The following is a 14324-nucleotide window of genomic DNA, read 5'->3' as shown; positions in this document are numbered from 1 at the left end:
ATTCCATGCTGGGCCGGCTCAATCATGTCGCGATCGCGGTCAAGGACGCCGAGAAGGCCGCCAAAATCTATGGCGCGGCGTTCGGCGCCGATATCTCCGCAGCAGTGCCGCTGCCCGAGCACGGCGTCATCACCGTGTTCGTGACGCTGCCCAACACCAAGATCGAGTTCATACAGCCGCTCGGCGAATCCTCGCCGATCGCCAAATTTCTCCAGCGCAATGCCGACGGCGGCATCCATCATGTCTGCTACGACGTGCCCGATATCATCGCGGCGCGCGATACCCTGATCAAGGAGGGCGCGCGGGTGCTCGGCGACGGCACGCCCAGGATCGGCGCCCACGGCAAGCCGGTGCTGTTCCTGCATCCGAAGGACTTTTCCGGCGCATTGGTCGAAATCGAGCAGGCCTGATCCGCGATGGCGTACACAATTTCAACCGCGTTTGCGATCTACTTCGTGATGTGGTGGGTCACCCTGTTCCTGACGCTGCCGTTCGGCGTGCGCAGCCAGCACGAGGACGGTGTCGGCGCGCCCGGGACCGATCCCGGCGCGCCCATCGTGCCGGGGCTGGGCCGCAAGCTGATCTGGACCACGGTGATCTCGGCCGTCATATTCGCGGTCTCATGGCTGGCCTACAGCGCCGGCCTTCTCAATGTCGAGCGACTGTCGAAGCTGATGGGGTTTCCGTTCTGATCGGACAGTAACTTTGGGGCAGGGGCAAATGACGTTTCAACGAATCGTTGTCGGGCTTTTGATTCTGGTGATCGCCGGTCTCGCCGGGGCCTTCTACATCGACTGGAAGCTCGCGACCCAGCTGCGGACCGTGAAAGCCTTTGTCGAAGGCTATGTCTTCGCCGACGCGGTCGCGGCCTGCGAGAAGGCGCCGAGCTCGACCCCGTTCAAATGGAACGGCGGGACCAGAACCGCGGTCATCGGGCTGAACTCCGTTAAGCTCGATAAATATACGGTCAGCGCCAGCTATACGCTGGTCGCCGACAACGTCTATTGCGACTACGATCCGATCAAGAAGAAGGCCGACATCGGCTCGAATTTCCTCGATCGGGACTGAAGCCGTCACTCCCGCCATCGCACTGGGAGCAACATCCAATGACTTCACCGCAGCGACCGTCGGGCGCCCCTTCGCAGGACGAATATCGAATTTTGCGGGACGCGGACCTGCGAGACTATTTTGCGTCGCTGCCCGCGGTCGCTTCGCTGCTTGGCGGGGCGCCGGCCGGCTGGTCGATCGGCGAGGTAGGCGACGGCAATCTCAACCTCGTGTTCATCGTCAAGGGAACGAAGGGCGGAATTGCCGTCAAGCAGGCGCTGCCCTATGTGCGCCTGGTCGGCGAGAGCTGGCCACTGCCGCTGTCGCGCTCCCATTACGAATATCTGGCGCTCGTACATCAGGCCGAGCTGGCGCCCGGTCTCGTACCCGCCGTGCTTCACCACAACGAGGCGCTTGCGCTCGTCGCCATGGAGTTGCTCGAGCCGCACATCATCATGCGCAAGGGGCTGATTTCCGGAACCTGTTATCCCCGCTTCGTCGAAGATATCACGACCTTTCTGGCGCGGACCTTGTTTCTGAGCTCCGACCTCGCGGTTGCGGCGGCGCGAAAGAAGGAGGGTATTGCCGCGTTCGCCGGTAACCATGCGTTGTGCCGGATCACCGAGGATCTGATCTTTACCGACCCTTACCGTCAGGCCGAACAGAACCGCTGGACTTCGCCGTGGCTCGATGCGAGCGCCGCAGCCATTCGTGAAGATCTCGACCTGCACGTCGCGGTCTCGCGGCTCAAGTTGAAGTTCATGGGAGGTCCGGAAGCGCTGATCCACGGCGATCTTCACACCGGATCGATCATGGTGACGGAAAGCGAGACCAAGGTAATCGATCCGGAGTTCGCGTTTTACGGACCGATGGGATTCGATCTCGGCGCCGTGCTCGGCAATCTCATCATGGGTTATCTGGCCTCGCCCGGCCACGAGCGCTCGGCCGGCGAACGGCGTTCGTTCGAGGCATGGATGCTGGAAACGATCGAAAACGTCTGGGCGGAGTTTTCCCGAAAATTTCTCGGGCTTTGGCGCGCCGGGGGCCATGGTGACGGCTATCCCGCCGTGCTTTTCTCGGGCGAGACCGGCGCTGCGCGGCTGGAGGCCGAGCGGCAGGCCTATATGGAGCGCCTGTTCGGCGACACCGTCGGGTTCGCGGCGGCAAAGATTATCCGCCGTATCCTTGGTCTGGCGCATAATATCGACTTCGAGTGGATTGAAGACGCACGGCTGCGGGCGACCTGCGAGGCGCGGGCCTTGCGCCTCGCGCGCGCGATGATGTTGGGCGCGCCGTCGTTCCGCACGATCGGCGACGTGACGAAAGCGGCGAAGAAGCTGCACGATTGGCAACCGGATTTCGCCGGGTGAGGGCCACGATTAATCGACCGCCCGGTCCCGCCACCGCTGCGCATAGACGTTGATGACCAGCGCCGCGAGCAGGATGAGGCCGCGGATCAGTATTTTCAGAAAGCTGTCGATATTGACGTGATCGAGCCCGTTGTTGAGGACGCCGAGCACGAACAGGCCGACGATGGTATTGCCGATGCCGCCGCGGCCGCCGAACAGGCTGGTGCCGCCGACGACGACGGCGGCGATCGAATCGAGCAGATAGGTGTCGAACTCGTTCTGCTGCGCGCTGCCGAAATGCGCGACGCCCAGCATGCCGCCGATCCCCGAGCAGACCGCCGAGATGACCATGACGCTGCCGAGGATCAGCTTGACGTTGAGCCCGGAATATTCCGCCGCCTCGCGATTGCCGCCGACCATGTAAACGTAGCGCCCGAAGCGGGTATAGGTGAGCACCAGATGACCCCCGAGCAACATCAATGCGGCAACGATCACGATCCAGGGAACGCCGGAGATCGACGACGATCCGAGCGTGGTGACGAGGTCGGGCACCCTGTAGGCGATCTGTCCGCGCACCAGCAGCGCCGATATGCCGGCCGCGATCTGCATCATCGCCAGCGTCATGATGAAGGAGGGGATGCCGATCACTGTGAGCCCGAGCGCGTTGACGAGACCGAGCATCGCGCAGAGCACGAGCGCGAGCAGGATCGCAGCCCAGCCGGCCATCGGGAGGTTGGCGATGTTCACGTAGGATTCCTGCATGGTGAAATAGGCGACCGCGATGCCGGTGACGTTGGCGATGCTGGCGATCGAAAGATCGATCTCGGCGCAGAGGATCACGAAAGTCAGGCCGACGGCGATGATGCCGGTGACCGAAACCTGGGTCAGGATGTTGCCGACATTGTCGAGCGTCGCAAAGGAGGGACTTGCCGCGGCGAAGAAGCCGCTGAGGCAGATCAGCGTCAGGAACGGCGCGATGTTGCGCATCTGGGAACGCAACATCGCGGCGATCTTGCGCGGCCGCTTCCGATCCGCCGCGGGGACTGTCACGCTTTCACCCGTCGTCATATGCGTCTCCTCACGCCGCTTCCAGCAGGCGGTCCTTGCTGATCGCCTCACCTGCGAATTCGCGCACCACCGCGCCGCGCTTGAGGACGATGATGCGATCGGCAACCGACAGGACGGTCTCGGGCTCGGTCGAGAGCACGATGATGGCGAGCCCCCGCCCGCGCAGATCGCGGATGATGTTGATGACGTCGCTTTTGGCGCCCACATCCATGCCGCGGGTCGGCTCGCACAGCACTAGAAGCCGCGGCGGAAAGCTCAGCCATTTCGCCAGCGCCACCTTCTGCTGATTGCCGCCGGACAGCATGCCGAGCTCGATCTCGACGCCCGCCGGCCTGATTTGCAGCTGCTCGACCTGCCGCAAGGCGATCGACCGCTCACGCGACGGTTTGAGAAACAGGTTCGAAATGCGGCCCAGGATGCTGATCGAGATGTTCTTGTAGACCGGTTCCTGGTGGAACAGCATGGCGCGGCGGCTCTCGGGAACGAAGGCGATACCGGCCCGCCGCGCTGCCGCCGTGCTGGCGAAGGTCTTTTCGTCGCCGGCCACCGCAAGCGTTCCGCCATCAGGCCTCAGCTTGCCGAACAGGATTCGCGCCAGCTCGAGCTGCCCACAGCCCATGAAGCCGTAGATGCCGAGCACTTCGCCCGAGCGCACCGCGAACGACACGTCCTTCAGGCTGCGCGCCAGCGAGAGCCCGCTAGCCTCCAGCACCACTGGATGATCGCTCCGCGGCGGCAGCGGAATGTCGTGGGTGTAGCTCTCTTCGAGTTCCTCGCGGCCCTTGCCGATCATTGCTTCGATCAGGGCCGCCTTGCTGGTCGCGGCGGCTTGCGCCTCGGCGACCTTTCGGCCGTTGCGGAAAACCGTCACCGTGTCGGAGATCCGCAGGATGTCCTCGATGAAATGCGAGATGAACACGATGCCGGTGCCTTCGTCGCGCAGCCGCCGCAAGGTCGCGAACAGGCGCTCCACCTCCGGCGGCGAGAGGGCGGAGGTCGGCTCGTCGAGGATGATGATGCGCGCCCCGGACGACAGGACGCGGACGATCTCGATCAACTGCTGCAGGCCGATCGGGAGATCGCCGAGCCGCGAGAGCGGATCGACGTCGATACCGAATCTGGCAAGCTGTTCGCCCGCTTCGCGCGCCATCCGCCGCCACTGTACCAGGCCGAAGCGATTGGTCGGTTGCGCGCCGAGAAATACGTTCTCGGCCACCGACAGGTCGGGCGCCACGCTGAGTTCCTGATGGACCATGGCGATGCCGGCGGCACGGGCGTCACGCACGGAGCGGAACCGGGTTTCCCGCCCATCGAGCAGGAAACGGCCGGAAAATTCCGCGTGCACGCCGGCGATGATCTTCATCAGCGTGCTTTTGCCCGCGCCGTTCTCGCCGACGAGACCATGGATCTCGCCGGCGGAGAGCGCGAAGTCGACCCCACGGAGCGCCTCGACGCCGCCGAAGGCCTTCGTGATCTGGTGCAGTTCGAGCATGGGTGAGCGGCCCTGCGGCATGAGGCGCTCAGATCAGGAAGTGATCCTCCATCCACTGCATTCCCGTCGCGTTGGCCTTGGTTACGACCGGCCCATCCGTCACGACGCTTTTCGGGATCCCCTGTCCGCTCTTCTCGCCGCCGACGACAGCGGCGACGCCGGCGACAATGGCGCCGCCGTGGATGCGACAGGAAGGATTGCGGACGGTGGCGAACATGCGGCCTTCGCTCACCGCCTGGATCGCCGGCGGCATGGCGTCGACCCCGCCAATCAGGATGTTGGTGCGGTTGTGCGCCTTCATGATGTTGTAGGCGGCGAGCGCCATGTCGTCATTGTGGAAGAAGGCCGCGTCGATCTGCGGGTATTTGGTGAGGTACGTCTCCCATAGCCGCGCCGTCTTCGAGACGTCCCAGTCCGCCGGTTGGGTATCGAGCACCTCGATGTTGGGGTACTGCTTGACCACCGAGTTGAAACCCTTGGCGCGGCCCTGCGCGCCGGTGTGGCCGAGCGCACCCTGGGTCATGATCACCTTGCCCTTGCCGCCGAGGGCGCTGACCAGCGCCTGGGTCACCGAGGCGCCCATGAATTCGTTGTCGGGCGCCAGGAACGAGTGGACCTTGATCTGATCGAGCGGCGCGATCAGCGTGTCCATGTCGATGACCGGCGTGCCGGCGTCGATCATCTTCTGCACCGGCTGCGTCAGCGTGCCGATGCCGAACGCCTGGATGGCGACGAAGTCCCATTTCTGCGAGGCCATGTTGTCGATGGCCGCACGCTGCTTGACGGCGTCGAGCTGACCGTCAAACCAGGTGACTTCTACATTGAACAGTTTGCCCCACCATTCGGCCGCTTGCTTGCCCTGCGCGCACCAGGTCGCCTGCAGGCCCGCGTTGGAGAACGCGGCCTTCAGCGGCTTCTCCGAACGCCCCACTTCCGCCGCCAGCGCTGCACTGGTGCCCAGCCCGCCGAGCAAGGCCGTTGCCGCACCGGCGCCGGCCGCCGCCTGAAGAAGATCACGCCTCGTCGTTGAGAATTTCTCGCTCCTGGACATTGCTTGCTCCCTCGATTTTAAGTTTTGTTACCCCGATGGCGTCGTTTTGTTGCGCCACGGGAGAACGCAGTGTCTCACAATCCTGGCGTTCACGCTACCTGCGCGATGACCTGATCGATCTCACCAAGGAAGTTTCGCCAGGCCTGCTCCATTTCCGGCGACCAGTCGTCGCCGAGAAGTTCACGTAAGGTGTCGGCGATCGTGCGGAAAAACTCGCCGAACAGTTCTCGCGGGGTGCCGTAGGCCTCATGCGAGGCTACCTCGCATTCAATCATGCGAAAGTGCCCGCTGCGATCGCCGGCAAAATCCAGCATCGCGTCGATCGCAAGCGCCAGCATCGACCCCTTGACGAGATCGCCGCCCTCGCTGCGGAACATCGCTTCGGCCTCGGGGTGCTGGCGGAACAGGCGGCGATACACCATAGGCGTGATGTCTTCGCAACGCCCGGCGGCCAGTTCAAGACTGTGCCGGATCAGATTGGTGGGCGCCATCGCGTCGTGAGCCGAACGGGTGTGAGCGCTTTCGAGGCAAGATAAACATCTCGAAAAACTTGTCGCGAAAAACAGCGGGGGTGGGAAGCCCTGCTCAAAATAAAAAAAGAGCAGGGCAAGAAGCCCTGCTCTGAAAATTGTGTCGACCCTTTTGTATCCCCGAAAATTGGATTTGATCTTGATTGACGGGGCGACGCTGCTTGTGCGCGCCAGGGCTCCTCCCGAGACTTGGACCACCAGACTTGAACCTCTCGGCCAGCCTGAGGCTGCACTCGTAGACCACTTTTTTCGCCTTGTCACCATTTTCAGCAACGATTGTTCAAAATTCGAGCAATTTGCGAAATGATTGGGATTTCGCCACCGCCGGTTGCATCCTCATGGGGCAAAGTGGCTGTTAGTGGCGAATTGCGAACCGAAAATCGTAAAAAAATGTAGGCCTGCTCTGGTATGCCAGCGTTACGGCATCGGGCGCGGATTTGAGGTGCTCGTTCCGCCGCTATCACTTGGACGACGACGGTCGGATTCTACTTCAGGCCAAATTCGCCCGGCAGGATTCGTTCGAGCGTTTTCACTCGACCCCACGCTGCAACGTGGGATCTCATAAACCGGATCGGCACCACGCCACGAAATTCGTCGGCGTCACGCCGGCGCTGACGATGCCCACCATGATCATGGCAACCCCGACCGTATTGCGCAGCCACACCGAGGTTGCGCGGCGGCGGAGCAGCGGGAGCCCGAGGCCGGCCGCGATCAGCATCGGCAAGGTGCCGAGGCCGAAGCCGGACATCACGACAGCCCCGCCGAGCCGGGAGCCGGACAGCATCGCGTAGAACAGGGCGGCGTAGACCATGGCGCAGGGAAGAAATCCCCACACCGCCCCGCTGAGGAACAGGCCCATCCTGGCCGGCAGTCGCGCGGCGCGCGCCACGGCGTCCATCGTGTGGCTGACGTGTGAGGCAACCCGGTAGAGCGCGGTCGGCAGCGGCACGATCTCGAGCATGGAAAGTCCGATCCAGCCGAGCGCCGCCGCGGCGGCCCAGCGCAGGACCGCATTGCCAGTCGCATGATCGAATGCACCGAAGACGCCCGATCCCACACCGCCGACGATCGCGCCCGCGATCACATATCCGGAAATCCGCCCGGCGTTGATCAGCAACGTCGTCGCCAGAAGGTCACGCGCAGGCCGTTTGGGATCGAGGCTGGCGGCGAAATGCAGGCTCGCGGCGATGCCGGAGCACATGCCGAAGCAGTGCAGGCTCGACGACAGCCCGAGCAGCAGTCCGGCAACAAGCAGCGGTTGGTCGAAGTCGAACATCTGACGATCCGTGGACGAAGACGAATCCTATCCGGCATTTCCACCGCCTCTTTGCGCTGCATCAACCGGCTTTCAGCGGCCGTCTCGACAGGGCGGGGAACGGGTGGTAGGACGAGCGTGGCGTTTTGGAGACAATGATGCGACGGCGGCTGGAACTCCTCATTCCAATCGTGCTACTTGCGATCCTGGTGCAGTTGATGGCGCCGATCGCAGCCTTCCGCGCGTTCGCCTCTGCCGCCAACGATCCCCTTTACATGGCGTCGATCTGCTCCGGCATGGGAGCTGCCGCCGATGATGCGCAGACGGCCCCGGCCAACACCCAGCACGATCGCGGCGATTGCTGCGCGTTTTGCGCAGGCGGTCATGGCGGCGCCACGGCGCTGGCGCCGGCGCCGCTGATTTTTGTAACGCTGCACCGCCAGTACCAGCGCCTGTCCTGGCTGCAAGCCACAGAACCGATGCCGACCGTTCGCGTCGGCTCCAACGCGCAGGCGCGCGCACCACCGCTGCCGCTGTGAGCTTGACGGCCATCGGCCGTTCTTAACGCGTTCACAATTCGCACATGCGGAGAATTCCATGTCTATCCGTCTCGCGCGCGCGGGCCTGTCAGGGCTCGCCGTCGCGCTTATTCCCCTTAGTCAAGGCGTTGCCCACGAGATCGTCGGTAATCGCTTCTTCCCGGCAACGATCGGCATCGACGATCCCGGCGTGAACGACGAGCTGTCGCTTCCCACCGTCGACAGCTTGAAGACCGGCGACGTTCCGCCCGTGCGGCAGCGCGACATATCCAGCGAGTTTTCCAAACGGATCACCGAGGATTTCGCGATATCGTTTGGCTCGACCTACACCTTTCTTGGCCCGATCGATCCAACGGCAGCCGGAGCCAACGGTTTTCAGAACCTCGATACGACCTTCAAATACCGCGTCTACAAGAACCCGGAACATGAGTTCGTGATGTCGGTCGGTCTGAGCATCGAGTGGGGCGGGACGGGTGCCGAAAGTGTTGGCGCGGAGCCGTTCCATCATTACACGCCGAATCTCTATTTCGGCAAAGGCCTCGGCGATCTTCCCGACACGCTGTCCTGGATCAGACCGGTCGCGATCACCGGCCAAGTCGGCTATTCGATCCCGGCCAGAAACTCGACCACTACGTTTGGCATCGATCCGGACACCGGCAATCCGACTGTTGACACCCAATTCAATCCCCGAGTTCTGAATTGGGGTGCGACGATCCAATACAGCATGCCTTATCTGAAGTCCGCGGTGGTGGATCTCGGCTTGCCGGAATTCATCAATCATCTAATCCCGCTAGTCGAAGCAACCCTGCAAACGCCGGTGGCGAATACGCTCACCTCGGGAACGATGACGACGGGCACCATCAATCCCGGTGTCATCTGGGTTGGAAATACTTTTCAGGTCGCTGTCGAGGCGCTGATCCCGATCAACCGGCAAAGCGGCACCAATGTCGGGGTGATCGCGCAATTACACCTCTACCTCGACGACATCGATCCGCGCGGCATCGGCAAGCCGATCTTTGGAGGTCCGGTTCAGCCCGCCAGCCCCTTCGCAAGGAATTGATCATGCGACGCTCATCTCTGATCGGAATAATCCCGCTGCTGCTCTTGCTTGCGACGGGCGAAGCCGGAGCCCATGCCTTTCTCGATCATGCCGAACCGCGCGTCGGCAACAAGGTCGCAACCCCGCCGCGCGAGGTGACGCTCTGGTTTACCCAGAAGCTGGAGCCGGCCTTCAGCAGTGTCACCGTCACGGACTCTGCGGGCAAACGCATCGATACCGGCAAGGCCCGTGTCAGCGGCAACCAGATGTCAGTTTCGCTGCGCGGCGGCGGGAGCGGAACCTACCACGTGAACTGGCGCGTGCTGTCGGTGGACACGCATACGACCGACGGGAATTTCACGTTTCAGGTCGGTCCGTAGGCGCAACCCATGGACTGGTTCGGCGCTGGGGTCGATTGGCCCTTGATCACGGTTCGCGCGATTCACTTCGCGGCGAGCGCGGTGATCACGGGCACCCTGGTTTTCCGGACGTGGGTGGCAAGACCCGCTTTGCCGTCCGAGCAGGCGATCGCCTTGGGATGGCGGTCGCAAACCTTGCGGGTTGCCTGGATCGCACTTGCGGTGACGCTGTTGTCCGGGGCGGGCTGGCTCCTGCTGCAGGCGGTCTCCATGAGCGGCCTGCCGCCCGGCGAGGCCATGACCTCGCAGGTGCTGTCGACGGTGCTGAACGAGACGCAATTCGGCGTGGTGACGGAAATCCGCAGCGTGCTGGCGATCATTCTGGCAACGGCCCTTGCCTTTGACCGGTTTGCGCTGGCGGACCGGCTGGCGCTCGCGGCGGCTGTCGGCCTGACCGCCTCGATCGCATGGACCGGCCACGCCGGCTCGACGCTCGGCGAACTGGGAAACCTGCATCTGGCCGCCGATGCCTTGCATCTCGTTGCCGCGGCAGGCTGGATCGGAGGCCTGGTGGCGCTTTCGCTGCTGCTCGCCGCGGTTCGGCGCCACGGTGGGGCGTCGCTCGCCCGCGATGCGGCGCAAAGGTTTTCGACGCTCGGCATCGTCAGTGTCGCGACGCTCGCGGTAACCGGCCTCGTCAACAGCTGGATTCTGGTAGGCTCGTTTCGCGCACTGCCGGCCACGGAATACGGGCAGGTCCTGATGCTCAAGCTGATTGTGTTCGCCGCCATGCTGGTGTTCGCTGGCGTGAACCGGTTCGCCCTGACGCCGCGGCTGGTGGTCTCGTCGGGGAACGACCACGAAGCCGTTCGCAAGCTGATGCGCAACAGCGTCGTCGAGATCGCTCTGGGCTTGGCCATTTTCGCCATTGTCGGCGTGCTCGGCACGCTGCATCCCGCCATCCACCTTTCATGAGACGTTGAGGCGATCGTGCCCGAGAAAGAGGACCCAAAAATGCAGATGAAGAAAACAATGAAAAAGCCGGCGTCGGTATCGATGACGACCGCCATCGCGGCCGTTGCGGTGCTCTGGTGCTCTCTCGCAGCACCTGTGCGTGCGCAAGAGGTCAAGGCCGGCGACCTCGTCATCACCCAGGCATGGACCCGCGCCACGCCGGGCGGCGCAAAGATCGGCGGCGGCTATCTGACCATCGAGAACAAGGGCTCCACGCCGGACCGGCTGATCGGCGGATCGGCCGATGTCGCCGGCAAGGTCGAGGTGCACGAAATGGCCATGAACAACGGCGTGATGACCATGCGCCCGCTCGAGAAGGGTCTTGCGATCGAGCCCGGCAAAACGGTGAAACTGGCACCCGGCGGCTATCATCTGATGATGTTCGACCTCAAGAGCCCGCTCAAGCAGGGCGAGAAACTGCCGGTCACGCTCGAATTCGAGAAAGCCGGCAAGGTGCAGGTCTCGCTCGACGTCGCGGGCATCGGCGCACAGGCGCCGGCAAACAACGCCGGCGGTCACACCGACATGAAGAACATGGATATGAAGAAGACGCCCGATCATTCCGGCATGAAGATGTGAGACCGATAATGGCCGCGGCAGGCCGATCCACGGCTGTCGCGGCCGCATTCATGCTGGTGGCGTGCCGGCTGGCGGCGGCCGCGCCGCTCGCCGTCCGCACAAGCTGGAAGATGATTTCGAGGCGCCGGCCCCTTGAAAGGGGTTTTTCGCAGGTCCCGTGCTTTGTGACCGACCGTGCCTTATTCGCGCCCTTAACGTCGGCCGTAAAACGGCAGGAAAACCGCAAGCTTAGCGGGTTATCCTCATCCCCGCCCTTGTGTTTTCGCACCCGATCCGGTTTCACTGCGGGCTTCCTGTGCCCGACCGATTCTATTGGTGTGCCCATGCGATTATCACGGTTCTTTCTACCCATCCTCAAAGAGAATCCGAAAGAGGCCGAGATCGTCTCGCACCGGCTGATGCTGCGTGCCGGCATGATGCGGCAGGAAGCGGCCGGCATCTATGCGTGGCTGCCGCTGGGCTTCAAGGTCCTGAAGAAGATCGAGCAGATCGTCCGCGAGGAACAGGACCGCGCCGGTGCGCTGGAACTGATGATGCCGACCTTGCAGCTCGCCGACCTCTGGCGCGAAAGCGGCCGCTACGACGCCTATGGTCCGGAGATGCTGCGCATCACCGACCGCCACAAGCGCGAACTTTTGTACGGGCCGACCAACGAGGAAATGATCACCGAGATCTTCCGCGCCTACGTCAAATCCTACAAGAGCCTGCCGCTCAATCTCTACCACATCCAGTGGAAATTCCGCGACGAGCAGCGCCCGCGCTTCGGCGTCATGCGCGGTCGCGAATTCCTGATGAAGGACGCTTATTCCTTCGACATCGACGAGGCCGCCGCCCGGCGCGCCTACAACAAGATGTTCGTCGCTTACTTGCGGACGTTTGCGCGGATGGGACTGAAGGCGATCCCGATGCGCGCCGAGACCGGCCCGATCGGCGGCGATCTCAGCCATGAATTCATCGTGCTCGCGGAGACCGGCGAGTCCGGTGTCTATTGCGACAGCGACGTGCTCAATCTGCCGGTGCCCGGCGACGATATCGACTATGAGGGCGATCTCACCCCGATCATCAAGCAATGGACCTCGGTCTATGCCGCGACCGAGGACGTCCACGACGCCGCGCGCTTCGACCGCGAGGTCCCTGCGGAAAAGAAGCTGCACACCCGCGGCATCGAGGTCGGCCAGATCTTCTATTTCGGCACCAAATACTCCGACACGATGAAAGCGCTGGTCGCAGGCCCCGACGGTGTCGACGTGCCGATCCATGGCGGCTCCTACGGCGTCGGCGTCTCGCGTCTGGTAGGTGCCATTATCGAGGCCTGCCATGACGACGCCGGCATCAAATGGCCGGAAGCCGTGGCGCCCTTCGAGGCAATGATCTTGAATCTGAAGCAGGGCGACCAAGCTACCGACGCTGCCTGCGAAAAGCTCTATAACGAGCTTTCGGACAAAGGCGTCGAGGTGCTTTACGACGATACCGACCAACGCGCCGGCGCCAAGTTCGCGGCCGCCGACCTGATCGGCATTCCCTGGCAGATTCTGGTGGGACCGAAGGGCCTCGCCGAAGGCAAGCTCGAACTCAAGCGGCGCAGCGACGGGTCGCGCGAAAATCTCAGCCCGGCGGATGTCGTGGCGCAGCTGACCGCGTGACGAATTATCCACTACGCGTATCCGGGTATTAATCGCTGCGGCCACAATTGGCCCGAATCGTGTGAAAATCGGACTATGGATGAAGCCATGAGCGAGTCAGTTCGAACCCCACCTTTCGCGCCATTCGAATGGCTGCTGTCCGGACGCTATTTACGGGCTCGTCGCAAGGAAGGCTTTATCTCCGTCATCGCCGGCTTTTCCTTTCTGGGAATCATGCTCGGCGTCGCCACGTTGATCATCGTGATGGCTGTGATGAACGGTTTTCGCAAGGAGCTGCTGGACAAGATCCTCGGCCTCAACGGCCATCTGCTGGTGCAGCCGCTGGAATCGCCGCTGACCGACTGGAAGGATGTCGCTGAGCGCATCTCGCAGGTTTCGGGTATCCGGCTTGCCGCGCCCGTCGTGGACGGTCAGGGATTGGCATCCTCGCCGTTCAACGCGGCCGGCGTTTTCATTCGCGGCATGCGCTCCGATGACCTCAACAATCTCACCTCGATCGCCAAGAACATCAAGCAAGGCACGCTCGAGGGCTTTGACGAGGGGCAGGGGGTCGCCATCGGCCGCAGGCTGGCCGATCAGCTGTCGCTGCACGCCGGCGACATGATCACCCTGGTATCGCCAAAGGGCGCGGTGACCGCGATGGGCACCACGCCGCGGATAAAACCCTACCGGATCGCCGCCGTGTTCGAGATCGGCATGTCGGAATACGACGCAAGCTTCGTGTTCATGCCGCTCACCGAGGCGCAGGCCTATTTCAACCGCAACAATGACGTCACCGCGATCGAGGTGTTCACCACCAACCCCGACAAGATCGCCGAGTTCCGCAAGACCGTGACCGAAGCGGCCGGGAGGCCGGTGTTCCTGGTCGACTGGCGGCAGCGCAATTCGACCTTCTTCAATGCGCTGCAGGTCGAGCGCAATGTGATGTTCCTGATCCTCACCATGATCGTGCTGGTGGCCGCGCTGAACATCGTCTCGGGCCTGATCATGCTGGTGAAGGACAAGGGTAGCGATATCGCGATTCTGCGCACCATGGGCGCCTCGCAAGGCTCGATCATGCGGATCTTCCTGATCACGGGCGCGGCGATCGGCGTGGTCGGCACGCTGACCGGGCTGCTTGTCGGTCTTTTGATCTGCCTGAACATCGAATCGATCCGGCAGTTCCTGTCCTGGCTGACCAGCACCGAATTGTTCGATCCCACGCTGTATTTCCTCTCCAAGCTGCCGGCCGAGATCGATTTCGGCGAAACCGCCGCCGTGGTGATCATGGCGCTGACACTGTCTTTCCTCGCCACGCTCTATCCGTCCTGGCGTGCCGCGCGCCTCGATCCCGTCGAAGCGCTCCGGTACGAGTGAGGG

Annotated in this window: 16 protein-coding genes; 11 read left to right on the top strand and 5 right to left on the bottom strand. The window is 62.9% G+C overall.

Annotation, left to right across the window (positions count from 1 at the left end; genetic code table 11):
• The first annotated feature begins 5 nt into the window (after window positions 1-5).
• From mce to mtnK, 4 genes are read left to right on the top strand one after another with little or no spacing between them, the layout of a single operon-like run.
• Window positions 6-410: a methylmalonyl-CoA epimerase gene (gene mce, locus B5525_RS33225; protein ID WP_079570004.1), complete on the top strand. Its 405-nt coding sequence runs from the start codon at window positions 6-8 to the stop codon at window positions 408-410.
• Between the two features lie 6 nt (window positions 411-416).
• On the top strand, window positions 417-692 hold the full coding sequence (locus tag B5525_RS33220) for a DUF1467 family protein (protein ID WP_079570002.1): 276 nt from the start codon (window positions 417-419) through the stop codon (window positions 690-692).
• 28 nt (window positions 693-720) lie between these two features.
• Window positions 721-1068 carry a hypothetical protein gene (locus tag B5525_RS33215; protein WP_079570000.1) on the top strand — a complete coding sequence of 116 codons (348 nt, stop codon included), beginning with the start codon at window positions 721-723 and terminating at the stop codon, window positions 1066-1068.
• Between the two features lie 38 nt (window positions 1069-1106).
• Entirely contained in the window at window positions 1107-2417 is a 1311-nt protein-coding gene (gene mtnK, locus B5525_RS33210) for an S-methyl-5-thioribose kinase (RefSeq protein WP_079569999.1), read from the top strand.
• 9 nt (window positions 2418-2426) lie between these two features.
• Here the strand turns inward: mtnK and B5525_RS33205 are convergent, their stop codons facing one another.
• The 5 genes from B5525_RS33205 to B5525_RS33180 form a co-directional block, all read right to left on the bottom strand.
• Window positions 2427-3464 carry an ABC transporter permease gene (locus tag B5525_RS33205; protein ID WP_079569997.1) on the bottom strand — a complete coding sequence of 346 codons (1038 nt, stop codon included), beginning with the start codon at window positions 3462-3464 and terminating at the stop codon, window positions 2427-2429.
• Between the two features lie 10 nt (window positions 3465-3474).
• Window positions 3475-4977 (bottom strand): sugar ABC transporter ATP-binding protein, encoded by a 1503-nt coding sequence (locus B5525_RS33200; RefSeq protein ID WP_079569995.1) that lies wholly within the window; start codon window positions 4975-4977, stop codon window positions 3475-3477.
• Window positions 4978-4984: 7 nt separating this feature from the next.
• A complete protein-coding gene (locus B5525_RS33195) occupies window positions 4985-6007 on the bottom strand; it encodes a sugar ABC transporter substrate-binding protein (RefSeq protein WP_079569993.1) in 1023 nt (340 codons plus the stop codon).
• 89 nt (window positions 6008-6096) lie between these two features.
• A complete protein-coding gene (locus tag B5525_RS47620) occupies window positions 6097-6735 on the bottom strand; it encodes a globin (RefSeq protein WP_338075236.1) in 639 nt (212 codons plus the stop codon).
• Window positions 6736-7096: 361 nt separating this feature from the next.
• Complete coding sequence (locus B5525_RS33180) at window positions 7097-7813, bottom strand: sulfite exporter TauE/SafE family protein (protein WP_079569988.1); 717 nt, start codon at window positions 7811-7813, stop codon at window positions 7097-7099.
• A gap of 137 nt (window positions 7814-7950) precedes the next feature.
• Here B5525_RS33180 and B5525_RS33175 point away from each other — a divergent pair, with 137 nt between their 5' ends.
• The 7 genes from B5525_RS33175 (at window position 7951) to B5525_RS33145 (ending at window position 14321) form a co-directional block, all read left to right on the top strand.
• Window positions 7951-8331: a DUF2946 family protein gene (locus B5525_RS33175; protein ID WP_079574113.1), complete on the top strand. Its 381-nt coding sequence runs from the start codon at window positions 7951-7953 to the stop codon at window positions 8329-8331.
• Window positions 8332-8389: 58 nt separating this feature from the next.
• Window positions 8390-9391, top strand: coding sequence for a hypothetical protein (locus B5525_RS33170; RefSeq protein ID WP_079569986.1), 1002 nt, complete (start codon window positions 8390-8392; stop codon window positions 9389-9391).
• A gap of 2 nt (window positions 9392-9393) precedes the next feature.
• A complete protein-coding gene (locus tag B5525_RS33165; RefSeq protein ID WP_079569985.1) occupies window positions 9394-9750 on the top strand; it encodes a copper resistance CopC family protein in 357 nt (118 codons plus the stop codon).
• A 9-nt stretch (window positions 9751-9759) separates the two neighbouring features.
• Complete coding sequence (gene copD, locus B5525_RS33160) at window positions 9760-10704, top strand: copper homeostasis membrane protein CopD (RefSeq protein WP_079569983.1); 945 nt, start codon at window positions 9760-9762, stop codon at window positions 10702-10704.
• 57 nt (window positions 10705-10761) lie between these two features.
• A complete protein-coding gene (locus B5525_RS33155; RefSeq protein ID WP_425305226.1) occupies window positions 10762-11322 on the top strand; it encodes a copper chaperone PCu(A)C in 561 nt (186 codons plus the stop codon).
• A gap of 323 nt (window positions 11323-11645) precedes the next feature.
• Window positions 11646-12965 carry a proline--tRNA ligase gene (gene proS, locus B5525_RS33150; RefSeq protein WP_079569981.1) on the top strand — a complete coding sequence of 440 codons (1320 nt, stop codon included), beginning with the start codon at window positions 11646-11648 and terminating at the stop codon, window positions 12963-12965.
• Between the two features lie 75 nt (window positions 12966-13040).
• Window positions 13041-14321, top strand: coding sequence for a lipoprotein-releasing ABC transporter permease subunit (locus B5525_RS33145; protein WP_079569980.1), 1281 nt, complete (start codon window positions 13041-13043; stop codon window positions 14319-14321).
• Window positions 14322-14324: the final 3 nt, after the last annotated feature.

The sequence above is a fragment of the Bradyrhizobium erythrophlei genome (assembly GCF_900129505.1).
GTDB classification, from domain to species: domain Bacteria; phylum Pseudomonadota; class Alphaproteobacteria; order Rhizobiales; family Xanthobacteraceae; genus Bradyrhizobium; species Bradyrhizobium erythrophlei_D.
The sequence above is the reverse complement of the archived record's forward strand: the minus strand, read 5'-3'. Positions and strand labels throughout refer to the sequence as shown.